This is a genomic window from Achromobacter anxifer (genome assembly GCF_903652925.1).
In the GTDB taxonomy this organism is placed as follows: domain Bacteria; phylum Pseudomonadota; class Gammaproteobacteria; order Burkholderiales; family Burkholderiaceae_B; genus Achromobacter; species Achromobacter anxifer.
Window position 1 is genome coordinate 473,441 of the sequence record NZ_CAHLAR010000001.1, and the last position, 21,591, is coordinate 495,031.

Sequence of the window (21,591 nt, forward strand, 5' to 3'; positions counted from 1 at the left end):
CGTGTGGTTACCAACTACGCATTATGCCGTGCGGGGCGGCCAGCCTCTAATGGGCGGCCGGATCAGTGTTTGGCGGGTCCCAGCCGGGCGTGTTCCGCGCTGCACCAGGTCTGGCCGTTCTGCAGCAAGGCCTCGGAGCGCGGCAGATGGATGCCGCAATGGGCGCAACGCACCATGGATTCCAGGGGCGGGGGCTGGCGCGCACCGGCCTTGGCCTTCTTCGCGGCCTGCGCGCCGTCCTGCTTCGATGCCGCCATGCGCCCCGCCAGGCGGGCCACGAACAGCACCAGGATGATCAGAACAATCCAGAACAGCAACTTGCCCACGTCAACCTCGATGCAGAATCATTTCCAGCACGAACCGGCTGCCGGTATAGGCCAGAATCAGGAACCCGAAACCCGTCAGCGTCCAGCGCAGGGCCACGCGGCCGCGCCAGCCCCAGATGTGGCGGCCGGCCAGCAGCACGCCGAAGGTCAGCCACGACAGCAGCGTGAATACGGTCTTGTGGTCGAACGGCAGGATCTTGCCCGTCAGCTTCATGGACGCCACAGAACCCGTGCCCACGGCCAGCGTCAGCACGATGAAGCCGATCCAGATGATGCGGAACAGCAGCTGTTCTTGCACCAGCAGCGGCGGCTGGGAGTCCAGCACGCGGCCGATGATGCTGCGTTCGGCGGGAGCGTCCAGCGGGCGGTGCAGGTGGCGGTCCAGCAGCGCCATCATCATGGCGTGCAGGGCGGCGATGGTGATCAGGCCGTAGGCCGCCAGGGCGATCAGCAGGTGGACGCGCAGCCAGGAATCATTGGCGTGGGGCACGAACTGCCCCTGCGGGAACAGGGCGGCCAGAGCGCTGGCGAGGGCGGCGGCGGGCAGCAGCAGCAGTTGCAGGCCGTCTATGCGCACCAGCAGGCTTTCCAGCCAGAACACCACCATGCCCAGCCAGATCGCGGCGGACAGGGCCAGCGCCCAGCCGATGAACAGGTGCTGGGCCCCCAGCATCGATTGTTGCAGCCCGATTCCATGGAGAACCAGGGCTCCCAGCAGGCACAGGCGGGCGACCTTGCCCGTCTGTTCCACGCCGCCGGCGCCGGCCAGGCGGATCCAGAGCGACCCCCCGAGCACCGCGTACGCCAAGGCAGCCGCCGTGTGAAATACAATGCCTAGTGACATAGAAACCGTTGTCTGGATGGGGCCTGGGGGCGCATGCCGCCCGTAAGCGCAGAATCCGCGCCTGCGGCCACCGTTCAATCAATTAGTTTAAGCGGAAACGCCTCTCATGCTCGATAACCTAACTCAACGCCTGTCGCGCGTCGTCAAGACGCTGCGCGGGGAAGCCCGCCTGACCGAGGCCAATACCCAGGAGATGCTGCGCGAAGTGCGCATGGCGCTGCTGGAAGCCGACGTGGCGCTGCCCGTCGTGCGCGAGTTCGTCGCCCGCGTAAAGGAAAAGGCGCTGGGCGAAGAAGTCGCCAGCAGCCTCAGCCCCGGCCAGGCCCTGGTCGGCGTCGTCCACAAGGAACTGACTGCCCTGATGGGCGGCGACCTGGGCGCCGACTCCGGCGAACTGTCGCTGGCGGTGCAGCCGCCCGCCGTCATCCTGATGGCCGGCTTGCAGGGCGCCGGCAAGACCACCACCACCGGCAAGCTGGCGCGCTGGCTCTCCGAAGGCCAGCACACCCAGCACGGCCGCAAGACCGGCAAGAAGAAAGTGCTGGTGGTGTCCGCCGACGTCTACCGCCCGGCCGCCATCGACCAGCTCAAGAGCGTGGCGGCGCAGGTCGGCGTGGACTTCCTGCCCACCGACCCCAGCCAGAAGCCCGAGGACATCGCCCGCAACGCGGTGGACCACGCCCGCCGCCATCACTACGACGTGCTGATCCTGGACACGGCCGGTCGCCTGGGCATCGACGAGGCCATGATGCGCGAGATCCGCGCGCTGCATGACTTGGTCAAGCCGGTGGAAACGCTGTTCGTGGTCGATGCCATGCAGGGCCAGGACGCGGTCAATACCGCGCGCGCCTTCGCGGAAGCGCTGCCCCTGACTGGCGTGGTGCTGACCAAGCTGGACGGCGACGCCCGCGGCGGCGCGGCGCTGTCGGTGCGCCATGTCACCGGCAAGCCCCTGAAGTTCGTCGGCGTCTCGGAAAAGCTGGACGGCCTGGAGCCCTTCTACCCCGAGCGCATGGCGCAGCGCGTGCTGGGCATGGGCGACATCGTCTCGCTGGTCGAGCAGGCCCAGAAGAACATCGACATCGCCGAAGCCCAGAAGCTGGCCGCGAAGATCAAGTCGGGCAACAAGTTCGACCTGAACGACTTCCGCGACCAGCTCGGCCAGGTGAAGAAGCTGGGCGACATGGGCTCGCTGCTGGAAAAGCTGCCGGCCCAGTTTCAGCAGGCCGCGGGCCAGCTGCAGGGCGGCCAGGCTGAAAAGCAGCTGCGCCGCACCGAAGGCATCCTGAATTCCATGACCGCGGCCGAACGTGCCAAGCCAGAACTCATCAAGGCCTCGCGCAAGCGCCGCATCGCGGCCGGCTCCGGCGTGCCGGTGCAAGAGGTCAACCGCCTGCTCGCGCAGTTCGAGCAGATGCAGGGCATGATGAAGCAGATGAAGAAGGGCGGCATGGCGAAGATGATGCGCGCCATGGGCGGGATGAAGGGCTTGGGCCGTTTCGGCATGAAGTAAGGACCCCCACGCTTCGCTCACTGCGTGAGCTCTCTGCCCCCCGAGGGGGCGCTTTTTCCTTGGGGCGGCCCGGCGGAAAAAGGCCTTCTTGCATCGGACTGGAATGCCCCCTCCCGGGGGCATTTTTCATTGGGGATGCAGGCCCAAAAAAATGGCCAGACGTTGCGTCTGGCCAAGTACTCGCGGCTGGCAGGGGGCGCCTGCCGCGATGCAAGCCGGAAAGCGCATGGGTGCCTTCCGGCCTGTCCGATTCGGTGGTGATCAGGACAGCGGCGGGATGCGCAGCACCTGGCCCGGGTAGATCTTGTCGGGGCTGGTCAGCATGGGCTTGTTGGCTTCGAAGATCAGGTTGTTCTTCGCGCCCTGGCCCTTGCCGTATTGCGCCTCGGCAATCTTCCACAGGTTGTCGCCCTTCTGCACCGTGTACATCTTGGCTTCCGGCGCGGCCTGCTTCACCTTCAGTTGGTTGTCCACCTGGGCCACGCCCACGGTGTTGCCCAGCGCCAGAGTGATCTTCTCGGCGGCTTCCGTGCTGAGGGCCTCGCCCGCCACCGTGACCTTGTCGCCGTCGACCGAGATCTGCAGGCCGTCGGCATTCAGGCCGTGCTTATCCAGCTCTTTCTTCAATTCGTCCGCCGTCGCGGCCTTGGCCTCGCTGGCGCCGAAGAGCTTTTCTCCAACGTCCTTGATGAAATTGAGCAGACCCATAGTGTTTCCTTTATCTATGTTGCGGTGAGAGAAACAAGTGCCATCAGGGCTTTTGGCCCATGAACATCTTGCGCACGATGCCGGCGATCAAGGTCAGCACGGCGCCACCGACGCCGCCGCCGACCACGCTGCCGGCTATCGCGGAAAGATCCAATCCCGTGTTGCCTGCTGCAACCGCGCCTGCTCCCGCGGTAATCATCGGGGCCAGCCAGGAACCGCCCGCCAGGCCGCCGATGGCGCCCGCGATGGTGTTGCCCAATGGACCCAGATTGAATTGCTGGAGCATTTTTCCCAAGCCGTTGCCCCCGGCCGCGCCGGCGACAAGCTGGATGAGAAGGTTGATGATGACTGCGGTGTTCATGATGCCTCCTCTGCCCCTGGGGGCAATGTGCAACGTTAGAACAACAGCAAGACAAACGTACGAAACCAGCAAGAACGATTATGACTCGCACATTCGCCGTGCGACGAGGGGTTAACGTGTAACAGGTTGCTAGTCTTCTGGCAGACTACGCAAGAATGCTGGTCAGTTTGCAGGAATGGCGCGCGGCGGGTCTAAACCGCATCGGGTTCGCGGCCACATACGACTAGGGCCGCTATGCAGCGGCCCTAGTCTTTGCGGTGCTTCAGTGTGGTGCTGGCTTCAGCCGCCGCCCACGGCCACCACGATTTCGATCTGGTCGCCATCCGTCAGCGCGGTCTGCGCATGCTGGCTCTTGGGCACGATCTCGCCGTTGCGTTCCACGGCTACGCGCTTGCCGGCATAGCCCAGGGCTTCCAGCAGTTCATTCACGGTCGTGTCCAGGGGAAACTCCCGTGCGTCTCCGTTCAGGGTGATGTGCATGCAGGTCTCCTCAGTTATCGCGCGTAGGCGTCGGTGGCCGCGATCAGCCGCGCCAGCGTGCCGGGTTCATCGAAGGCGTGGCCCGCGTCCGGGACCAGATGGAAGTCGGCCTCGGGCCAGGCGCGGTGCAGGTCCCAGGCGGTGCGCGCCGGCGTACAGACGTCGTAGCGGCCCTGCACGATGGTGCCGGGAATGCCGCGCAGCTTGTGCGCGTCGCGGATCAGCTGGCCTTCGTCCATGAAGCCGCGGTTCACGAAGTAGTGGTTCTCGATGCGCGCGAACGCCAGCGCGGCGCGGTCGGCGGCGTGGCTTTGCTGATGGCGCGGGCTGGGCAGCAGCGTGATGGTGCTGTCTTCCCACTTGCTCCAGGCCTTGGCGGCGCGCAGCTGTTCGGCTGGATCGTCGCCCGTCAGGCGCTTGTGGTACGCCGCCACCAGGTCGCCGCGCTCGTCTTCCGGAATCGGCGCCAGGTACTCTTCCCAGCGGTCGGGGAACAGCCACGACGCGCCTTCCTGGTAGAACCAGCGGATCTCCGCCAGGCGCAATCCGAAAATGCCGCGCAGCACCAGTTCGCTGACATGGGACACATGTGTTTCGGCATAGGCCAACGCCAGCGTCGAACCCCAGGACCCGCCGAACACCAGCCACTTTTCCGCGCCCACGACCTCGGTGCGCAGGCGTTCGATGTCGGACACCAGATGCCAGGTCGTGTTGTTTTCCAGGCTGGCGTGGGGCTGCGAACGGCCGCAGCCGCGCTGATCGAACAGCAGCACGTTGTAGCGCTGCGGATCGAACAACTGGCGGTGCACGGGCGAGCAGCCGCTGCCCGGGCCGCCATGCAGGAACACTGCGGGCTTGCCCTGGGGGTTGCCGCAGAGCTCCCAGTAGATCTGGTGGCCGTCGCCGGTATCCAGCGTGCCTTGGCGGTAGGGTTCGATCGGGGGATAAAGCATCAGGCGACTCGCTTGAAGATCAGGTCCCAGACGCCGTGGCCCAGGCGCAGGCCGCGGTTCTCGAATTTGGTCAGGGGGCGGTAATCGGGGCGCGGCGCGTAGCCGTCCGCGGTGTTCGCAAGCTGCGGCTCGTTGCCCAGCACTTCCAGCATCTGCACCGCGTAGTCTTCCCAGTCGGTGGCGCAGTGGATGTAGCCGCCCGGCGCGATGCGGCTGGCCAGCAGCGAAATGAAGGCGGGCTGGATCAGGCGGCGCTTGTGATGGCGCTTCTTCGGCCACGGATCCGGGAAATAGATATGCACGCCGGCGAGCGAATCGGGGGCGATCATGTCGCGCACCACTTCGACCGCGTCGTGCTGGATGATGCGCAGGTTCTGGATGCTGGAGTCTTCAATGCGGCGCAGCAGCGAGCCGACGCCGGCGTTGAACACTTCCACGCCCAGGAAATTGTCGTCCGGGCGCGCCAGCGCGATCTTCTCGGTGGTCTCGCCCATGCCGAAGCCGATTTCCAGTACCGTCGGCGCCTGCCGGCCGAAGGCGGCGGCGGGGTCGAGGCGGCGCGGCGCATAGGGGATGGACCATTGGCCCATCAGGCGCTCGAGCGCGGCCAGCTGGCCCTGCGTAATGTGGCCGCGGCGGTGCACGAAACTGCGGATATGGGTCGCACCCGGGCTGTTGGGAGCGTGGGCGGTACTGGCCAGCGCCGCTTGCGTTTCCGGGGAAACGGCGGTCGACGAGGGCTCGCCGCCAGGCGCTGCGGGGGTGCTTGCGGCAGCCGGGGCCGGGGCGGCTGCGGGGTTGTTCTCGGGGGTGTTCGTATTCATAGCCCGAATTGTAGTGGCAGGCCCGGCGCGCCGCTGTCGTCCGGATGCACTAAATTGGGGACAGATTTGGTGCCTTCAGGTTGAGGCCTTGCGGGGGTGGGCGCCCGCGCAGCGCATTGCCATCCCTAGCTCCGTGTCCTGGTCAAAAAGTAATGGGCGGGCGAATCGCCGAAGGCGCGCCGGAACATGGCAATGAAGTTGCTGGGCGAGGCGTAGCCCAATTGTTCGGAAACATCCGTCACTGACGCGCCGTGCGCCAGCATTTCCAGCGCGTGGCCCAACTGCGCTTGCTGACGCCATTGCGCGAAACTCAAGCCTGTTTCGGACAGGATCAGCCGCCTCAAGGTACGGGCCGACATGGCGCCCCATTGTGCCCAGTCTTCCAACGTGCGCGGATTGCCGGGATCTTCCAGGATCGCTTGCGCCACGCGAGCCAGGCGCTGGTCGGAAGGCATGGGGATGTGCAGCGATTCGTGCGGCGCACGGCAGATTTCGTCGATGATGACCGCGGCGATGCGAGCCTGCTCCGGCGCCAGCAGCGCATGGCTATCCCAATTCTCGGCGCGCCGCACCAGGGCGCGCAAAACCTCTGAAATACCGATGACGCACGGCTGTTTCGGCAGCCGCCTTCCGCCATGCGGCGTGATGAGCAGGCTCCAGCCCGTCAGCGCGCCGCTCACCCGCACCTGGTGCGGGACGTTGGGCGGTATCCAGCCTGCCCGGTGCGGGGGCAGCAGCCACGAGCCATGCGGCGTCCTGACCTGAATCATCCCCGCGTCGACGCAGAAGACCTGGCCCCTCGCATGCTGATGCCAGTCGTACTCCCGCGTCCCCAGCTGGAATTCATTATCGGGGCTGTCATTGCCCCTCAGCGCGATAAGGGAAGGCCCTTCGAGCCACTCGCTGAGATCAACAGGCAGAGATGCGCGCACGGGTTCGGTCGTGTTGGCCATTTTTCACTATTTTTAGTCCATTTGCCGTTATATGAGTTTACCCGCCGTCCCACACAATGGCCTGTCCGCAGGTTGCACAACGATCGACACATTCGGGATCAGGCACACATGTCTTCCACCTCTACAGCAGTCATACCCCCATCGCTTTTGCGCGATGGAGTTTCAACCTGGGTTGCTACCTTGGTAGCTTGCCTGTGCGCCTTCATGGTGGTGATGGATGGCGCCATCGTGAGCGTTGCGCTTCCGGCAATGCGGGACGACCTGGACCTGTCCGCGGTACAGCTCCAATGGGTCGTCGACATCTATCTTCTGCTGCTGGGCGGCTTCATGCTGCTGGCGGCTCGCGCCAGCGACATCTACGGTCGCCGGAACGTGTTGCTATGGGGATTGGCCTTGTTCACCGGCGCAAGCCTGATGGGTGGCCTGGCGCAATCGGGAGCGGCCCTGTTGATCGCGCGCGCCGTGCAGGGGTTTGGCGCCGCGGCGCTGGCAACGTCGCCGTTGGCCGTGATCGTGGCTGCTCATCCCCGCGGAGCCAGTCAAGATCGCGCGATCGGTTGCTGGGCAGCGTGCGCCGCCATGGGCTCCGCTTTCGGCGTGGTGATCGGCGGTGCGTTGACCAGCCTGGTCGATTGGCGCTGGGTCATGTTCGTCAACGTGCCGCCAGGCTTGATCCTGTTCGCGATGGTCGCGCTCAGCCTGAGTCCCCAGCATCCGGACACGCTCCGGGCCAAGCTGGACATGCCGGGAGCCATCACGGTGACACTGTCCTTGGCATCATTTCTCTACGCGGTCTCGCAATCGGTACACGCAGGTTGGAACGACCAGATCGTATTCAATGCAATGGTTTTTGCACTGGTCATGTTCCTGGCCTTCGTGTTCAGGGAATTCTGCGCCAGGCAGCCGCTGATCCAGCTGGGCATTTTCCGATTGCGCAATGTCCCCATCGGCATGGTCATGGTCTCGGGGCTGGGCGCAATCCTCACGACCTCGACATTCTTCCTGTCCTTGGCGCTGCAACGCATTGATGGGCGCAACCCGCTTGAAACCGGCATGGCGCTGTTGCCGATGGCCGTCGCCCTGGCGATTGCAGCCATGGCATCACGCTCCTTGCGCGACGCCGGTTTCACGCGCTTGCCATTGATTGGCGGCTTGATCGCGGCAGCAGGGTTGATCTGGCTTTATTGGCTGCCCATGCATCCGGTGCATGCGACCGAATTGCTGCTGCCTACCCTGTTGGCGGGCGCAGGCAACGGCTTGGTGATGATGAGCGCGACCCAGGCCGTGCTGGCCGGAGTGCCCCGTCGTGATTCCGGATTGGCGGCGGGTCTGCAAAACACCTCACGCCAATTGGGCGGCGCCGTTGGCATTGCCGTTCTGGCTTCGGTGGCTCATGGCGTGACGACGGCCCGTCTCGCCGGTGGCGAGATGCCGCAAGTGGCTGAACTAGCCGGGTATCAAGCGGCATTCCTGATCGCGGGGCTGATCAGCATCGTCTCTGCCCTGGCCTCGTTGCTGCTTGATGTACGTCCACCGGAAGCTCAGTGATAAGCCTGCCGCGTCGAGCGTTGGCATTGCCCAGCGAAACGCGGTGCCGGAGTCATAGTGAAATGAAAAAAGGCGCGCTATAATCGCCGCCGCTGCTGCGGCTTTGGCCGCGGGCACGACACCCGAGCGGGTGTAGTTCAATGGTAGAACGGCGGCTTCCCAAGCCTCAAGCGTGGGTTCGATTCCCATCACCCGCTCCACTGCATCGTTCCAGGGAATTCTGAGGAAGTCCAAGAGGCATCGTAAGTCGTTGATTCTGTTTGAGTTTTCGACACCTCGATGTTCCAGTGGGCTCCACGGAAATCCACCTGAAGCCACGACGTTTATGTCCATTTTTGTGTCCATTTTTGCGGGCACGACGGCTTCCGGATTGTTGCTAGGGCGCTGAGGTCGATGGGTTAAGCATCTGGTTCCTGACTCATGTTCAGGAGCTAGAGCATGGCACTCTCAGACTTGGTGGTCCGCCAAGCCAAAGCCACCGGCAAGGCCTACACACTTCCAGACATCGATGGTCTCTCCCTGGCCGTGACGGCCACGGGCAGCAAGAGCTGGCACTTCCGTTACTACTGGATGAAGGAGCCCAAGCGCATGTCGCTGGGCACCTATCCCGAGGTGTCCCTTCGTGAGGCACGCGCCCTGCGTGACGAGGCGCGCGCCTTGGTGGCCAAGGACATCAACCCGCGCCTTCACCGCAAGCAAAAGCGCGCCGCGGTCAAACTCGCCGGTGAAAACACCTTCGAGGCGATCTACAAGAAGTGGCTTGCCCACCGCGAACTCGGCCTCAAGAAGGGCCGGCAGACCACCCTCTCGATCCTCCCTCGCGTCTTCGCCAAGGATGTGCTGCCCTTGCTGGGCAAGCGCTCGATCTACGACATCAAACGCCCTGACCTGCTGGAAGTGATCGCCAGGATCGAGCGGCGCAAGGCGCTCTCCGTCGCCGAGAAAGTCAGGACGTGGTTCAACCAGATGTTCCGCTACGCGCTGGTGGTCGTGCCGGGCCTGGAGCAGAACCCGGCTTCCGACCTCGACGTGGTGGCGCTGCCGCTGCCCCCGGTGAACCACAACCCGTTCCTGCGCATGGCCGAGTTGCCGAAGCTGTTGCAGCGCCTGCGCAAGTATCGTGGCCGGCTGCAGACCCAGCTCGGTCTGCGGCTGCTGCTATTCACCGGCGTGCGCACGGGCGAGCTGCGCCTGGCGACGCCGGATCAGTTCGACCTCGATCGCGGCCTCTGGATCATCCCGCCCGAGGTCGTGAAGCAGCTCCAGGTGGACATGCGCAGGAAGCGCCAGTTGCCCAAGGACATTCCACCCTACATCGTGCCGCTGTCGGTGCAGGCCATCGAGATCGTCCGGCACCTGCTCGAACAGCTCAAACCGGCCCAGCACTATCTGTTCCGCCACGACAGCGAGTTGAAGAAGCGCATGAGCGAGAACACGCTCAACGGCGCGCTCAAGCGCATGGGCTATCGCGACCTGCTGACCGGGCACGGCATCCGGGGCACGATGTCCACCGCGCTCAACGAGATCGGCTACCCGAAGGTGTGGGTGGACGCGCAACTCTCGCACGTCGATCCCAACAAGGTCAGTGCCACCTACAACCACGCCGAGTACGTCGAGCAGCGGCGGCGGATGATGCAGGATTGGGCCGACCGGCTCGATCTCTTCGAGCAGAACATGGTCGAGGCAGCGAGCATGCCGCTCACCATTCATTTGGAGGGCGTGCCCGTCCTCTCGGATGAGGAAGCCGCGAGTGCGCCACCCAAACCAGCGGCCGCGTCGGCGCCGCTCCTGATCGTGACCAGGCCGGGAGACGCGATGCCACTGGTGTCAGCCGAGACGCATCGGCTGCCCGCAGTGCCGTTGCCGCGTTCCGTCATGGAGGAACCGCTGTCCGACATACAGCGCCAGCGGATGGAACTGGTCGATGTCTTCGAGGCACCACACAACCTGCCAGTCGCCGAGTACGCGAAGATGGCGGGCAAGTCCCGCCGGTGGATCAGCTACGAGATCAAGGCCGGCAACCTGCTGGCGCTGAACCTGGGCAACCGTGGTCAGCGCGTGCCGGATTGGCATCTCGATCCGGTCAAGCACGCGCTGATCCAGGCGGTCCTCAAGCTGACCAGGGGCGCCGACCCTTGGCAGATCTACAACGCGCTCCTGCAGCCGCGCGCGAAGCTGCGCGGCGGCTCGGCTCTGGAAAGCGTCAGTGCCACAAATCTCGACAAGATCATCATGGCGGTGAGCACGACGGTGAAGGAAAGCGAGTGGTCCCCGCAGCAGGTGGCGTTTGCGTAGCGCGCCAGCGCCCAGCAGTGCGCGCCCCTGTCTCAGGACACGGAGCGCGCGCGGCGGGCGAATCTTTCCTGGGGCTCGGTCAAGGACGAGGACGGGCGAAGCAGGTAGGCCATCACGATGATGGGTGCGCCAGCCAATGGCCGCGCGGCGATGCCGCGACGCAGGTAGCAGGTCAGTCTCGCGGCGGGTGCGACGGCAATGCCGTAGCCCGCGGAGACGAGCGTCATCGCCATGTCGAAGGTGCTGACGGTCTGCTCATGGCCCTGCGGTGCATCCTCGACCAGGCCATGCGCCACCGCGCGCCACGGCTCGTCGGCCGTTGACTGCGCGCAGATCAACGGCTGCTTGAGCAGCTCTTGGCGAGGCACTTCACGGTAGGACAGCAGGTGCGAGCGCTTGGCGACGGCGACTGCCAGCGTGTCATGCCACAACGGCTCGCACACCCAGCCTGGCCACTCCCAGGCGGCTGTGGACAGGGCCAAGTCAAAGTTATCGTGCGGCAGTTCCTGCGCCTGCGCTGTGGAACTGCATCCGATCAAGGCGGTGGCGGTCTCTGGCTCTTCGGCGCGCTGCAACGCCAGCAAGTCGGCAAGCGGTGAAGGCACCCACTCGCCGAGCACAGCCACCCGGATTTCAGTGGAGGCATCGCTCGATTTCACGTCCAGTTCCTCCAGGCAGTGAACTCGCGGCGACCGATGAAGTCGCTTCTATTGAGTTAAGTTTAACGTGGTTTATATCGTGTCAATCCTCGACGCTTTTGGCAATGCAAAAGCGTTCGATTCAAAGAGGCCGGCCCACCGGGACAACAACCTACGAAGCGGAACCAGCCATCGCGTTTGGGGCCTCCGTGCGCGAAGAAAGAACCAGTCAAGGCATCGCCCAGGAAACGCTGGCTCATCTGTCAGGAATCGAGCGTTCGCACATGGGAAAGATCGAGCGTGGCGAGCATGTCCCCACGCTCCCCCTCATTCTCAAAATCGCCCGTGCGCTGAAATGCAGTTCTGCCCACTTGATGGCGCTGACTGAAGCCAAGCTGGCAGAGACGGCTCCGCCTAAATCAGCGGACTGAAGCCGGCCCGCGCCGTGGCTCCTTGTCTACCCCTGTTCGTTGTCGTTCTTATTACCGGCGGCTGAATTTTCGCGCTTTACGGCCTCGGTGAGGAGGCGCAGGTATGGATTGTCCGGAGGCATTTCCTGGAACAGCGCTTCGGGAGCGCTCAGCAGGTAGCCGTGCAGTCGCCTGGATTTGCGCGGCCCCGTGACTTCGCAGGTCCAGATATTCAGCCCGCTGGCTTGCTTGCGGTGCAGGCCTAGCTTCTCGAAACGCTTCTGCACCCACTGCCATCCCTCCAGGTTCTCCGGTTTCGCCAGTGCGGCGATTTGCAGATGTTCCTGCGCATAGCGCTGGAAGACGCCGGGGCTCACCAGGTAGGCCGTTCCGGCGACGCTGTGCACCAAGGCTTTGGCGTCGTTGATGATGAGCTTGTGCGTCTGGATGCCCTGACGCAGCCAGGCCATGAAATGCTCGCCGGATGGCTCCGGCCGATCCTGAAATGGCGCGAGGCTTATCTGCGGCAGCACCGTAGGCGCCGGTGGCGAGGCAGGCTCGGGTTCGCGCGGGGCCTCCGGCGCTACGGGTGGGGCCGTGTCACTCAGCAGATCGAGCAGCGCAGCCACGCCGTTGTCGGTGGGCATAGGGACGGTCGGCGCGATGCTTGGTGGCGCCGTATCGGCGCTTTCCAAGCCTGGCGCTTCGGATGCCGGTGCCTGCGGTGTCGGCGCCCCTTGTTCCTCGTCGGCCTGCACGCGACCCGCGAACGGCGCCGGCCGGTCGGCCGCATCCCAGACCATGGCCGGAGACAGTTTCAGGAAGGTGAAGCTGTGCGACCAGCCGGCATCGCTGGTGACGGTGGCCTTCCAGATCGCCTTGCCGTCCGGTGTGGCCAAGGCGATGCCGTGATCCTGCAGCACGTTGAACACCGCCGTGTTGCTGGCCGGGATGCCGTCGATGCCCTGCGACAGCAGATGCGCGCGCAGCTTGTCCGAGACGGTCTTGCTCACCAGCCAGAGCGCGTCCTGGGTCAGCCAGCCATCCGAGGCCTGGGGCTGGTTCAGCTTGAATTCTTCCTTCAGGAGGTAGCGCAGGCCATCGAGCAGCTTGCGCTGCAGTGCGTGCCGGGGCGCTGCCAGGGCCTTGCTCGGATCGCCGCCGAGTTCCTGGGCGACGGATGCCTGGTCCGCCTGCACGACCAGTTCGCCGAGCATGCCGGCGTGCTCGTACTGGCCGGCCAGGACGTACAGCAGCGCGGCCCACAGGTCGGGGTAGTCGGCGAGCCAGTCGAAGATGCCCGGATCGAGCAGCCGGGCGTAGAGCAGCCCGGTGGCGGCGCTGTGCAGCCGGTATTCGCGCTCCCTGCGGTAGCGGAAGCGGTACGGCCGCCGCAGCGGGCCGTGCCAGGGATGCCAGACCGTGCCGTCCGCGTACTCGACGTGCAGGTCGACCGCGATCTTGCCGATGTCGTGCAGCAGCGCAGCATAGGCGGTGCCTGCGGTCCAGGCCTCGGCCTGGGCGGCTTGCGCCTCCGGCGTGGCGCCGGCGGGCAGCAGATGCGACTGCCGCAGCTTGAGCGCGTAGGCGACGATCTCCAGGCCGTGGTCCAGCATGCCGCCCGGATAGGCGTGGTGATGGGCCTCCGACGCGGGGAATTGCTGGACCAGCTCGGCGTAGCGTTCCAGCGGGGCGAGGTACAGCGTGGCGAACTGCCGGCGCGACAGCGAGGTGCGCTGCCAGATGTGTTCCAGCAGCTTCTGCCGGCGCGGCGTCGCCAGCAGCGATGCGGCCGGCTCCGGCCGCATCAGCCCTTTGCCGGGCTCGGCGGGAGGTTTGGGCGGTGGCGCACTGGCGGCAGGTGGCACCCGTTTGCGTTGGAACAGCGAGAGCATGGCGAACCCCAGACGGCGGGCCGGTCGGGAGAGCCTTTTGGCCTTTTCGGGTAGGGCCTTTCCCCTTGGCCCCATTCCCTTGCCCCTTCCCCAGCCCTTTGGCCTTTACGGAAACCTTTGGATATAGGGCAACGACGCCTGCCGAACCACAACCAATGCGGGTTTGGCCCAAGTCGGATTGATGCGGGAAGGCTGGCTGTGCCGCCCCTACGATGGAGCCGTTTCATCGACCGGACGGAGCACCATGCACACCCAGATTGACAAGGTAAGGAAATTTCCTTACCATCCAGGCATTGCCATCAGGAGTGCCGCCATGCCCGAAATCCACGAAGTCGCGACGCTGACCTCCAAGGGTCAGATCACGCTGCCCAAGTCCATCCGGCAAGCGCTGGGCGTGGACACCGGCGGCAAGGTGGCGTTCGACCTGCGCGGCGGCGAAGTCGTCGTGACCCGCGCCGACGCCGACCATGAAGACCCGGCCATCGGCGCCTTCCTGGGGCTGCTGGAAGCGGACATCCGGGCCGGGCGGCACGTCCAGTCCCTGCCGGACGATCTGGCGCGGGCCATGCTGGCCAACGCGCACCACGCGGTGAACCTCGATGAAGACATCGAAGGCGAAGTGGCGCTCTGATGCAGCGGCACGGTTGGACGCTCCTGTTCCACGAGGGCGTGATCGAGCAGTTGCGCAAGCTGCACGCGGCCGCGGAACGGGCCGAACAGAACGACCCGCAGGGGTTCGAGAGCAACGCCAACGTCAAGCTGTTCCGGGCGTTGAGCCAGTTGATCATGGATGTCGTGCCGAGCGATCCTGCGCGCGACGAATTCCGCCAGGGCAACACCTTGGGGCCGGCCTACCGGCACTGGCGGCGCGCAAAGATCGGGAGGCGGTTCCGGCTGTTCTTCCGCTTCGACTCCAAGGCCAAGGCGATCGTGTTCGCCTGGGTCAACGACGAGCAGACCTTGCGGTCGTCGGGCAGCAAGTCCGACCCCTATGCGGTGTTCGAGAAGATGTTGGGACGCGGCAACCCGCCGGACGATTGGGCGGCGCTGGTGGCCGCAAGCCAGGCCGACTGGCGCGCAGCAGACAAGGACTAGACCGCGGTTGAAGAACAGCACAGGTTTCAATCGCGACACGGACAGGGATCACAGCCACACGACAGGATGAACATGAGGTAGCCACCATGAAGACCGCCGCACAGACCACCTTCGCAGAACGCCTCGGCCGGACACTGGGCCGGGCGTGGAGAGGCTGCGCGCGTCTGGATCGGCGGGCGCAGGGCTGGCTGCTCGCGCAGGGATGGGCGCCTGGCATTGCCAAGGCCGCGCTGCTGGCCGTCAAGCTCGCTGCGATCGGTGTCCTGCTCTACACCGCGTTCTGGCTGGCACTGCTGCTTGCGTTCGCGCTGGTCGGCGCCTGGGTAGTCCGCAACGACGATGGGAGCTACGACGAGGAACACAAGCCGGAATGGCGATACGGCCCTGCCGGGTACGGCCTCTACACCCATGACGATTACCGGATCGACCCCCACGATCCAGAAGACGAGCAAGCCTAGAGGCGTTACTTCGCTGCTTTCATAGCGACACCCGCACCCCTGCCGCCAGCAGCTTGGGCATCCCTGGTTCCTGCCGCCAGCCCTTGAATTGCCGTTCCCGCGCGCACGCCTACCCAGCCCAGCGCAGCCACCCAGAAGGTAGGCAGCACGATGAACATCGTCGCCATGACGAAGTTCAGCAGCATGTCGCCGAAGGCGTTGTTCAGGCCGATCAGCGGATCGAAGTTGCTGTGCGGCCGGTTCGCGCCGAACCCCCAGCCGTAGAGCGCGTCGAGGATCGTGCTGTCCAGCCAGCGCGCGAGCTGGAACCAGAAGTCCACGAAGAACAGCGCGAACTGCACGCAGCTCACCGCGACCAGCGCCTTCAGCTCGTAGGTGCCGAAGACCAGCACCAGCGGGATGCAGATCACCAGCGCCATCTTGAGCAGCGACAGCACCATCGGCAGCGCCTGGCGTACCACGTCCATCGCCGGAAAGAAGCCCAGCGAGCCCATGGTCAGCCCCAGGTCGCCGGCGCCGCGCGTCACGACGTTGGGCAGCGTCTTCTCGATCTGGCCGCCGTAGTCGGTGTAGACCGAGCCCTGGTTCATCTTCTGCTGCCGCGGCGAGACCACGGCGCGGATCACCGAGTCGTTCACCTCGCTCTGCGACAGGAAGCCCGCCCAGCGGCCGATGCGCGTCAGCAGGTCGGGATCGACCTGGGCCAGCAGGCGCGCGCGCAGGCCGCTGCCGCCGTCCGACCACCACTGCCGGCACGTGGGGTAGCCCCCGCCGCTATCCACCTGGGCCAGCCCCGCATCGCGCGTCGCGTCGTAGGGCCAGGCCGTGCGTGGCGTGTTCGAGTGGTAGGTGTCGTAGAAGCCCGCGTTGTTCAGGAAGTAGCTCGAACCGATCCAGGTCACGTCATTCATCTGCTCGTCGGAGAGCGTGGGCCGAGACATGAACAGCTTGGCGCGCGAGGGGCCGTAGCAGTCATGCACGAAGTCGCCGACCTCCTGGGCCAGCACCGGGTCATCGATGCGCGTGGCATCCACGTCCATGCGCATCTGACGCAGATCCGTTCCGCAGGGGATGGCCGCCACCGCGCCGCCCGTCACCGCCTTCGAGATGGCGTGCATGAAGAACCACCACACCGGCACCAGCGCGCTCTGGTTGTTGAGCGTGGTGTAGGCGTTCGACCAGCCCGTGTCGGTGGGCTGCGGGACGCTGACCTGGCATTGCGCGGAGCGCGTCGTGTCGAACTTGATGGTGCTGAGGTCGACCGGAATGAAGGGGATGCCGGCGAACAGGATGACGACGATCGCCACCCACACGCGGTTCTCGATGCGCATCGATGACAGCACCCCCTTGTTGCCCTCGTCCGCACCCTCGGCCCGCGCGCGCAGCCATTCCTGCACCACCATGACCACGAAGGGCAGCGCGAATACGCCGCTGGCCACGAGGATGTTCCAGATGCCGTTGCTGACGATCCACCCGACCAGGGTCAGGTAATACTCCAGGTAGTCCGTTGTGTTGAGCGTCATGGCGTTCTCCAGGGCTCAGCCATTGCGCAGTAGCTGGCTGCCTTCGAGCAGCACGAGGGTGGCGACGGCCGCGATCTCGGCGCGCAGCAGGCGCTGATGGGTCTCGGCCAATGGCTCGCGTTCGCGCAGGCGCCGACGCATCCACCACCAGCCGTAGGCCGTCGCCGCGTAGAGCAGCAGCCGCCAGACGAGGAAGTGGCCCGAGTGCTCGCGCAGCCACTGCTCCCAGCCGTCGATGCTGCCGACGATGTGGAGGCCGACGACGTTCACGCCGACCGCGATGCCCGCCACCAGCAGCACCCACAGCAGCACGATGCCGACGCGGCGGCCGAGCAGCCGTGCCGGCCGCAGCCAGGCCCGGCTGGTCATGGCCCGCTCCGCGGCTTCTGCACTTCCTTGAGCCGGTCGCGCGTCGTGTCGCCCTCGAAGATGCCGCGCGAGCCCGCGGCGCGGGTGCCGTGGCGCTGCACGATCGCCATCGCCGAATTGCCGGCCAGCGTGCGCCGCAGCTCCAGCTCGGTCTTGAGGTTGTTGATCTCCTGCTCCAGCGCGTTGTTCTCCTGATCGACCGCCTTCACGGCCAGCTCGTTGGCGGCGACGTTCGGCTCCTTCTTGCCGGTCAGCAGCGTGCGCTGCAACAGCAGGGCCTTCTCCAGCACGCTCGACAGCGCGGCTTCGGACGCCAGGCGCTTGCCGAGCAGGTCTTGATCGGGCTCGTCGCGCAGCGCCTCGATCACGCCGCGCGTGATCGGCAGCGAGTTGCTGCCGGCGGCTTCGAGGTTTGCCACCGTCATCGGCGTCGAGCCCGTCACGAGGCCCTGCAGTGCCTGCAGCTTGGTCTCGTACTCTTCCTGGATCACCGGCGTCAGGCCGACGCCAGGCGTGGTCTGCGTCTTGGTGCAGGTCTCGCAGGTGCGTTGCTCGCGCTCGCCGAGCACGCGGGTTGCGAAGTCCGCTGCGGCCTGCGGCGAGGACCAGGTTTGGCAGGTCAGCCGGTTGCCGCAGGACGCGCGCGGGATGGATGAGGTGTCGCTGACGCCGCGGCTGTTGAGCAGGTTGTAGCCGGCACGGGTCACGTCGCCGACCACCTTGATGGAACCCTGGCCCGAGCCGCCCGCGTTGCCGCCGCCCACCCAGGGCACGCCGTTGTTGCCCTTGTTCGATTCGGCCTGCTCGACGGCGGACACCGCATCGGTGCTGCTCACCGCATCGCGCAGCGCGAAACCTTCGGCGAGCTGATCCCACCCGGCCTGGCCGCCGGCCATGTCCGCCATCCGGTTGGCCATCGCCTTGCACGTCAACTTGCTGCGGTCGAAATCGAGCCGAGCCTGCAGCACGCCGTTGGTCAGCAGGTTGTAGAGGCCCGGATCGGCGCGCTGGATGATCAGGGCCGGCAGCGACGCCACGGCGCTGGTGGCGCTCTGGATCACCGAGGACATGATCTGCTGAAAGCCATTGGTGAGGCCGTTCAACTGGTTCTGCAGCGTCGTCGTGATGCTCATGTTTCCGCAGATCAGGTTGCTGTTCCAGCCGATGCCCACGCCGATGCTCTGCATGTTCCCGGCGCCGCCCATGGACACGGCCCGGCCGCCGCCGATGCTGTAGAGCACGTCGTCGCCGATGACGCTGCCGCTCACGCCGACGCCGGTGGGGCTGATGCGGGTCTGCGCCCACGCGACGCCGGCTGCGGCCGTGACGGCGCAGGCGAGCGCGATGCTGAGCGCGTAGGGCCTGGCGCGCTGTGCGAAACGGGAGAGAGACGCTTTCATCGGAATACCTCAGAGGAAATCGACGCTGCCGAGGAAGACCTGCCCGCGGCGCTGGCAGCAGGCATAGGGCCGCCACAGCGCCCAGGCGTAGTCGCCTTGCTGGGCCTGCACGCGCGTGTTGGAGTGGGGGAACACGGCGCAGGAGTTGGAGAGGGTCGGCGTCAGCTCCTGCCACTTGCCGGTGGAGGCATCGCTCTCCACCAGGGCGCCGGCCGGCCAATAGCCGTCGCTCGAACTCGCGAGCAGCGGCTGGTAGACGTGCGGCTGCATGCGCCGCGTGACGACATCGCCCGCGCGCTGCGCGACGACGGCGCCGCTCTTGTAGTCGTCGGTCTGATGCAGGAAGCCGCCGCGCGGATAGACGTTGCCCCACAGGTTGAGCGTCGTGCGGCCGCCGATCTCGCGCATGCCGGGGATCACCGCCTCGGGGTACACCATCTCCGGGACGTTGTAGCGCCAGGCCAGCGTGTCGAGGGTGCTCAGCAGGTACGGCATGAAGGCCGTGCCTGCGCCCTGGCAGGCGTAGCCGGACGCGCTGGCGAACTGGCTGAACACCGAACCGCCGGGATGCCCGATCACGTCGGCGTTCTTGAACTTCGCCAGGTTGTTCTCGTTGTCGTGGTTCGTCGTCCCGTCGCCGCCGGCCTGCGCCGTGGGATTGGGCATGCTCATGGCGCGCACCTCGATCCACGGGTTCTCGCCGGTGTTGCTGTAGCTCGACACCACCGCGTCGGGAATGTAGTGGCGCACCTTCACCGAGGTGCGCACCGTGCAGCCCGTCCAGGTGCAGAACAGCCAGTAGCAGATGCCGACGACGCGATATTCCAGGCAGTCGGGCGACAGGGCCGAGGACACGATGGTAGCCGTGTTCAGCGCGAAGCTCGAAGCGGCGCCGCCGAGCAGCACCGAAGCGATGGCAAGGCGGGCCCGGCGCGACGACGCCGACAGCAGGCGGTTCATGGCTGTGCCCTCCGATGTGATTCGATGCGTGCCACGGCGCGCGCGACATCGGGCTCGCCGTAGACCACGTAGCGGCGATCGACCACCACGGCAGGCACCTTGGCCAGCCCCAAGCCCCAGGCATCGGCGACGCCCTGGTAGGCGCTGCCGATGCGGCGCTGTAGTGCCTGGCTGCCATCGCGCAGGCGTTGCTGCACGAGCGCGGCCGCGCGGCCCGGATCGGCAGGCAGGCCCGCGGCCAGTTCGGCCTCGATGCGCTCGGGCAGATCCAGCTCGATCACGCGCGCGCCGGATGCGGACTGCACTGGATGGCGGCTGTCGGTCACGACCAGCACGTCGGCTGCGGATGCGTCCTGGCCGAGCAGGCACAGCAGCAGCCCTCCCGCGCAGGCGATGCGCGTACACCGCAGCCGCGGGATGGGTTTCAAGAAGGGAGCCGTCATGGCGGGCGTCCTGGGAATGAGAGCAAGGCTCTAGTCGAACGCCGAAGGCAGTCCAACCGCGACAAGGAATGCGCACCGCGCGCGCTCCGCTTTGGGCAGACAGGCGAAAGAAAAGCGGGAGCCGAGGCTCCCGCGGGGACCAGGCGGTCAGCGGCGCTACAGCAGGCCGGATTCGGCGAAGGAGTACGGCGTGCCCTTGCCGACGATGAAGTGATCCACCACCCGGACATCGACTATCGCCAGGGCGGCTTTGAGCCGGTCGGTCAGCGCCTGATCGGCGGCCGAAGGCACGGTCATGCCAGATGGATGCTGGTGGGCCAGGATGACCGCCGAGGCGTTGAGGGCCAGGGCGCGCTGCACCAGCACCCGCGGGTACACCGAGGTTTGATCGACCGTGCCCTTGAACATCGGCTCGTAGGCGAGGACTTGGTGCTGAGAGTTGAGGAACACGACGGCGAAGACCTCGTTGGGCTCCGCGACCAGCTTCAGATGCAGGTAGTCGCGCACGGCGGCGGGACTGTTCAGCATCGGGCCGGCCTTGAAGATGCGTTGTTCCAGCAAGGCGATGGCCTGGCGGATGATCCAGTCTTCGTGCTGGGCGGCGATCAGGCTGAGCGACTCGGGACGCGAGTCGGCGACGACATAGGACATGGCGAACCTCCACGGGATGAAGTCGGAGGACGCCTGTCCCGGGAGGGACAAACCCTCCGGGGACGATGAAGAACAAGCGGCAGAAGAGCGGGCATCCGCCACCGCATGCACAGTGGCTGTTCGCGTCCAGGGATGCGCAGCGAACGGGGTCGATCAGCACGGCCAAGCCGCGTCGTAGCCTTGAAGATCGTGGCTACCTGGGCATGTCTCCGAGAGACTCGGCAGGCATTTCCTTCGATGCGGGCTCGGCCGCTGCACTGGCCGCCAGCAGGTCGATCGCGGACAGCAAGGCATCTCCTTCGACCGGGCCGTGCAGCAGCAGCGTCTTGCCGGACTGGCGATCCTGCAGGCGCAGCGTGGGCGTGACCTTGATGCCCTCCTGCGCCGCGCTCGCCGACTGTGCGCGGATCAGCGCATTGGGGCGGTCGCTGTCGAGGCACTGCTGCGCGGCCGGCGTGAGGTCGGGATAGCGCAGGCCCTCGGGCAGGCCCTGACCGTCGCCGCGGGTGTGCGTGTAGACCCACTCGGCGGCCTGCCAGAACGCGGCCTGGCCGCCGGCCTCGCCGACGCACTCCACCAGGCGCGCACCGGCAGACGCGGCCGGCTCGTGCAACGGCAACGGCAGGTGATGCCATTGCCAGCTCACGTCCGGGTGCGCGTCGATCCAGCGCTTGAGCACTGCGAAGTAGGCGCGGCAGAACGGGCATTCGAGGTCGGCGTACTCGACCACCGTGAAGCGCGCATCGGCGCGGCCATAGCGCCAGGGCGGGCCGGCTGGTGCCGTTGCCGGCGCAGGCGTTGCTTCTGCCGAAGGAAAATCGGGTTCGGCGGGCGGCGACTGCGGCCGCAGGCCGAGCCATGCGGCCGTTGTCAGGGCCGCGGCCATCAGCAGCGCGACGACAAGGACGGTGCGGGACGGCGCGAAGCGAGGGATGCGCATCGTG

Annotated in this window: 24 protein-coding genes and 1 tRNA gene; 8 read left to right on the forward strand and 17 right to left on the reverse strand. The window is 66.0% G+C overall.

Going from position 1 to position 21,591, the window contains the following annotated elements; all coding sequences use genetic code 11:
- Window positions 1-62: 62 nt before the first annotated feature.
- Together HWY37_RS02195 and HWY37_RS02200 are read right to left on the reverse strand one after the other, a co-directional pair.
- Entirely contained in the window at window positions 63-326 is a 264-nt protein-coding gene (locus HWY37_RS02195) for a PP0621 family protein (protein ID WP_176087776.1), read from the reverse strand.
- Window position 327: 1 nt separating this feature from the next.
- The gene (locus HWY37_RS02200) at window positions 328-1,170 is read right to left on the reverse strand and encodes a cytochrome C assembly family protein (protein ID WP_176087777.1); all 843 of its coding nucleotides are present in this window, start codon (window positions 1,168-1,170) and stop codon (window positions 328-330) included.
- 106 nt (window positions 1,171-1,276) lie between these two features.
- Between HWY37_RS02200 and ffh the strand changes: the two genes are divergently transcribed.
- On the forward strand, window positions 1,277-2,683 hold the full coding sequence (gene ffh / locus HWY37_RS02205; RefSeq protein WP_175207104.1) for a signal recognition particle protein: 1,407 nt from the start codon (window positions 1,277-1,279) through the stop codon (window positions 2,681-2,683).
- 261 nt (window positions 2,684-2,944) lie between these two features.
- Here the strand turns inward: ffh and lysM are convergent, their stop codons facing one another.
- From lysM to HWY37_RS02235, 6 genes are all read right to left on the reverse strand, one after another.
- Entirely contained in the window at window positions 2,945-3,391 is a 447-nt protein-coding gene (gene lysM, locus HWY37_RS02210; RefSeq protein WP_013396414.1) for a peptidoglycan-binding protein LysM, read from the reverse strand.
- Window positions 3,392-3,434: 43 nt separating this feature from the next.
- On the reverse strand, window positions 3,435-3,752 hold the full coding sequence (locus HWY37_RS02215) for a hypothetical protein (protein ID WP_175207103.1): 318 nt from the start codon (window positions 3,750-3,752) through the stop codon (window positions 3,435-3,437).
- Window positions 3,753-4,031: 279 nt separating this feature from the next.
- Window positions 4,032-4,232, reverse strand: a complete 201-nt coding sequence (thiS, locus tag HWY37_RS02220) for a sulfur carrier protein ThiS (RefSeq protein WP_054459345.1) — start codon at window positions 4,230-4,232, stop codon at window positions 4,032-4,034.
- Between the two features lie 14 nt (window positions 4,233-4,246).
- Window positions 4,247-5,185, reverse strand: a complete 939-nt coding sequence (pip, locus tag HWY37_RS02225; protein WP_175207102.1) for a prolyl aminopeptidase — start codon at window positions 5,183-5,185, stop codon at window positions 4,247-4,249.
- Window positions 5,185-6,009 (reverse strand): tRNA (guanosine(46)-N7)-methyltransferase TrmB, encoded by an 825-nt coding sequence (gene trmB, locus HWY37_RS02230; RefSeq protein WP_176087778.1) that lies wholly within the window; start codon window positions 6,007-6,009, stop codon window positions 5,185-5,187. The genes pip and trmB overlap by 1 nt, the downstream gene beginning before the upstream one ends.
- 125 nt (window positions 6,010-6,134) lie before the next feature.
- On the reverse strand, window positions 6,135-6,962 hold the full coding sequence (locus HWY37_RS02235) for an AraC family transcriptional regulator (protein ID WP_175207100.1): 828 nt from the start codon (window positions 6,960-6,962) through the stop codon (window positions 6,135-6,137).
- Between the two features lie 108 nt (window positions 6,963-7,070).
- Between HWY37_RS02235 and HWY37_RS02240 the strand changes: the two genes are divergently transcribed.
- From HWY37_RS02240 to HWY37_RS02250, 3 genes are all read left to right on the forward strand, one after another.
- A complete protein-coding gene (locus HWY37_RS02240; protein WP_176087779.1) occupies window positions 7,071-8,510 on the forward strand; it encodes an MFS transporter in 1,440 nt (479 codons plus the stop codon).
- Between the two features lie 126 nt (window positions 8,511-8,636).
- A tRNA-Gly gene (locus HWY37_RS02245) sits at window positions 8,637-8,710 on the forward strand.
- A gap of 238 nt (window positions 8,711-8,948) precedes the next feature.
- On the forward strand, window positions 8,949-10,805 hold the full coding sequence (locus HWY37_RS02250) for a tyrosine-type recombinase/integrase (RefSeq protein WP_003454710.1): 1,857 nt from the start codon (window positions 8,949-8,951) through the stop codon (window positions 10,803-10,805).
- Window positions 10,806-10,837: 32 nt separating this feature from the next.
- On the opposite strand, the gene HWY37_RS02255 is transcribed toward HWY37_RS02250, so the two are convergent.
- Window positions 10,838-11,464, reverse strand: a complete 627-nt coding sequence (locus tag HWY37_RS02255; protein WP_003454711.1) for a LysR substrate-binding domain-containing protein — start codon at window positions 11,462-11,464, stop codon at window positions 10,838-10,840.
- A gap of 104 nt (window positions 11,465-11,568) precedes the next feature.
- Here HWY37_RS02255 and HWY37_RS02260 point away from each other — a divergent pair, with 104 nt between their 5' ends.
- Entirely contained in the window at window positions 11,569-11,874 is a 306-nt protein-coding gene (locus tag HWY37_RS02260; RefSeq protein WP_003454714.1) for a helix-turn-helix domain-containing protein, read from the forward strand.
- A 26-nt stretch (window positions 11,875-11,900) separates the two neighbouring features.
- Here HWY37_RS02260 and mobH read toward each other — a convergent pair whose 3' ends face one another.
- The gene (gene mobH / locus HWY37_RS02265; protein WP_176087780.1) at window positions 11,901-13,748 is read right to left on the reverse strand and encodes a MobH family relaxase; all 1,848 of its coding nucleotides are present in this window, start codon (window positions 13,746-13,748) and stop codon (window positions 11,901-11,903) included.
- A gap of 313 nt (window positions 13,749-14,061) precedes the next feature.
- Here mobH and HWY37_RS02270 point away from each other — a divergent pair, with 313 nt between their 5' ends.
- The 3 genes from HWY37_RS02270 to HWY37_RS02280 all read left to right on the forward strand — a co-directional run bounded on the left by HWY37_RS02270 (window position 14,062) and on the right by HWY37_RS02280 (window position 15,301).
- Complete coding sequence (locus HWY37_RS02270; protein WP_003454724.1) at window positions 14,062-14,379, forward strand: type II toxin-antitoxin system PrlF family antitoxin; 318 nt, start codon at window positions 14,062-14,064, stop codon at window positions 14,377-14,379.
- Complete coding sequence (locus HWY37_RS02275) at window positions 14,379-14,843, forward strand: type II toxin-antitoxin system YhaV family toxin (RefSeq protein ID WP_003454727.1); 465 nt, start codon at window positions 14,379-14,381, stop codon at window positions 14,841-14,843. The genes HWY37_RS02270 and HWY37_RS02275 overlap by 1 nt, the downstream gene beginning before the upstream one ends.
- An 86-nt stretch (window positions 14,844-14,929) precedes the next feature.
- Window positions 14,930-15,301 (forward strand): DUF3742 family protein, encoded by a 372-nt coding sequence (locus HWY37_RS02280; RefSeq protein ID WP_003454730.1) that lies wholly within the window; start codon window positions 14,930-14,932, stop codon window positions 15,299-15,301.
- A gap of 5 nt (window positions 15,302-15,306) precedes the next feature.
- Here the strand turns inward: HWY37_RS02280 and HWY37_RS02285 are convergent, their stop codons facing one another.
- The 7 genes from HWY37_RS02285 to HWY37_RS02315 all read right to left on the reverse strand — a co-directional run bounded on the left by HWY37_RS02285 (window position 15,307) and on the right by HWY37_RS02315 (window position 21,587).
- Complete coding sequence (locus tag HWY37_RS02285; RefSeq protein WP_003454733.1) at window positions 15,307-16,824, reverse strand: conjugal transfer protein TraG N-terminal domain-containing protein; 1,518 nt, start codon at window positions 16,822-16,824, stop codon at window positions 15,307-15,309.
- A gap of 15 nt (window positions 16,825-16,839) precedes the next feature.
- Complete coding sequence (locus HWY37_RS02290; protein ID WP_004265620.1) at window positions 16,840-17,193, reverse strand: hypothetical protein; 354 nt, start codon at window positions 17,191-17,193, stop codon at window positions 16,840-16,842.
- Window positions 17,190-18,593: an integrating conjugative element protein gene (locus tag HWY37_RS02295; protein WP_003454739.1), complete on the reverse strand. Its 1,404-nt coding sequence runs from the start codon at window positions 18,591-18,593 to the stop codon at window positions 17,190-17,192. Before HWY37_RS02295 ends, HWY37_RS02290 begins: the two co-directional genes overlap by 4 nt.
- A 9-nt stretch (window positions 18,594-18,602) precedes the next feature.
- On the reverse strand, window positions 18,603-19,553 hold the full coding sequence (locus HWY37_RS02300; RefSeq protein WP_003454742.1) for a TIGR03756 family integrating conjugative element protein: 951 nt from the start codon (window positions 19,551-19,553) through the stop codon (window positions 18,603-18,605).
- The gene (locus HWY37_RS02305; RefSeq protein ID WP_003454745.1) at window positions 19,550-19,996 is read right to left on the reverse strand and encodes a TIGR03757 family integrating conjugative element protein; all 447 of its coding nucleotides are present in this window, start codon (window positions 19,994-19,996) and stop codon (window positions 19,550-19,552) included. Before HWY37_RS02305 ends, HWY37_RS02300 begins: the two co-directional genes overlap by 4 nt.
- Window positions 19,997-20,152: 156 nt before the next feature.
- On the reverse strand, window positions 20,153-20,647 hold the full coding sequence (gene radC, locus HWY37_RS02310) for a RadC family protein (RefSeq protein ID WP_003454748.1): 495 nt from the start codon (window positions 20,645-20,647) through the stop codon (window positions 20,153-20,155).
- A 193-nt stretch (window positions 20,648-20,840) separates the two neighbouring features.
- The gene (locus tag HWY37_RS02315; RefSeq protein WP_176087781.1) at window positions 20,841-21,587 is read right to left on the reverse strand and encodes a DsbA family protein; all 747 of its coding nucleotides are present in this window, start codon (window positions 21,585-21,587) and stop codon (window positions 20,841-20,843) included.
- Window positions 21,588-21,591: the final 4 nt, after the last annotated feature.

Bases quoted from the DNA above. Each gene is read 5' to 3' on its own strand.
- HWY37_RS02295 (WP_003454739.1), bottom strand. From the start codon at position 18,593: ATGAAAGCGTCTCTCTCCCGTTTCGCACAGCGCGCCAGGCCCTACGCG.
- thiS (WP_054459345.1), bottom strand. From the start codon at position 4,232: ATGCACATCACCCTGAACGGAGACGCACGGGAGTTTCCCCTGGACACG.
- lysM (WP_013396414.1), bottom strand. From the start codon at position 3,391: ATGGGTCTGCTCAATTTCATCAAGGACGTTGGAGAAAAGCTCTTCGGC.
- HWY37_RS02300 (WP_003454742.1), bottom strand. From the start codon at position 19,553: ATGAACCGCCTGCTGTCGGCGTCGTCGCGCCGGGCCCGCCTTGCCATC.
- HWY37_RS02200 (WP_176087777.1), bottom strand. From the start codon at position 1,170: ATGTCACTAGGCATTGTATTTCACACGGCGGCTGCCTTGGCGTACGCG.
- trmB (WP_176087778.1), bottom strand. From the start codon at position 6,009: ATGAATACGAACACCCCCGAGAACAACCCCGCAGCCGCCCCGGCCCCG.
- HWY37_RS02215 (WP_175207103.1), bottom strand. From the start codon at position 3,752: ATGAACACCGCAGTCATCATCAACCTTCTCATCCAGCTTGTCGCCGGC.
- ffh (WP_175207104.1), top strand. From the start codon at position 1,277: ATGCTCGATAACCTAACTCAACGCCTGTCGCGCGTCGTCAAGACGCTG.
- HWY37_RS02315 (WP_176087781.1), bottom strand. From the start codon at position 21,587: ATGCGCATCCCTCGCTTCGCGCCGTCCCGCACCGTCCTTGTCGTCGCG.
- HWY37_RS02240 (WP_176087779.1), top strand. From the start codon at position 7,071: ATGTCTTCCACCTCTACAGCAGTCATACCCCCATCGCTTTTGCGCGAT.
- HWY37_RS02235 (WP_175207100.1), bottom strand. From the start codon at position 6,962: ATGGCCAACACGACCGAACCCGTGCGCGCATCTCTGCCTGTTGATCTC.
- radC (WP_003454748.1), bottom strand. From the start codon at position 20,647: ATGTCCTATGTCGTCGCCGACTCGCGTCCCGAGTCGCTCAGCCTGATC.
- HWY37_RS02260 (WP_003454714.1), top strand. From the start codon at position 11,569: ATGCAAAAGCGTTCGATTCAAAGAGGCCGGCCCACCGGGACAACAACC.
- HWY37_RS02305 (WP_003454745.1), bottom strand. From the start codon at position 19,996: ATGACGGCTCCCTTCTTGAAACCCATCCCGCGGCTGCGGTGTACGCGC.
- mobH (WP_176087780.1), bottom strand. From the start codon at position 13,748: ATGCTCTCGCTGTTCCAACGCAAACGGGTGCCACCTGCCGCCAGTGCG.
- HWY37_RS02275 (WP_003454727.1), top strand. From the start codon at position 14,379: ATGCAGCGGCACGGTTGGACGCTCCTGTTCCACGAGGGCGTGATCGAG.
- HWY37_RS02270 (WP_003454724.1), top strand. From the start codon at position 14,062: ATGCCCGAAATCCACGAAGTCGCGACGCTGACCTCCAAGGGTCAGATC.
- HWY37_RS02280 (WP_003454730.1), top strand. From the start codon at position 14,930: ATGAAGACCGCCGCACAGACCACCTTCGCAGAACGCCTCGGCCGGACA.
- HWY37_RS02290 (WP_004265620.1), bottom strand. From the start codon at position 17,193: ATGACCAGCCGGGCCTGGCTGCGGCCGGCACGGCTGCTCGGCCGCCGC.
- HWY37_RS02250 (WP_003454710.1), top strand. From the start codon at position 8,949: ATGGCACTCTCAGACTTGGTGGTCCGCCAAGCCAAAGCCACCGGCAAG.
- HWY37_RS02285 (WP_003454733.1), bottom strand. From the start codon at position 16,824: ATGACGCTCAACACAACGGACTACCTGGAGTATTACCTGACCCTGGTC.
- pip (WP_175207102.1), bottom strand. From the start codon at position 5,185: ATGCTTTATCCCCCGATCGAACCCTACCGCCAAGGCACGCTGGATACC.